Source organism: Mesorhizobium sp. M7A.F.Ca.MR.148.00.0.0 (assembly GCF_003997735.1).
In the GTDB taxonomy this organism is placed as follows: Bacteria; Pseudomonadota; Alphaproteobacteria; order Rhizobiales; family Rhizobiaceae; genus Mesorhizobium.
The window spans coordinates 1-300 of record NZ_RZTB01000356.1; the positions used below are offsets into that span (position 1 = coordinate 1).

The window sequence follows — 300 nt, forward strand, 5'->3', positions numbered from 1 at the left end:
ATTCGCGGCCGATCATCAGTTCGACCACCTCATTGTCGCTCTTTGTGCCTGCCTTGTAGCTGGCGACATTGCGGCCGTTGCGAAACACCGTGCAGTGGTCGGCAAGCTCGGCGATCTCGTTCATGCGGTGCGAGATGTAAAGCAGCGCCAGCCCTTCCGAGCGCAATCGCTTGAGCACGCTGAAGATCTTGGCAACGTCGGTCGCGGTCAGTGCCGAGGTCGCCTCGTCGAGGATCAGGATGCGCGGCTTCCTGGCCAGCGCCTTTGCGATCTCGACGATTTGGCGGCGTGACAGCGGCA

Annotated in this window: 1 pseudogene; it reads right to left on the reverse strand. The window is 61.7% G+C overall.

What is annotated here, in order from left to right:
• A pseudogene (locus EOB49_RS34475) lies at positions 1 to 300 on the reverse strand (sugar ABC transporter ATP-binding protein); the annotation flags it as partial.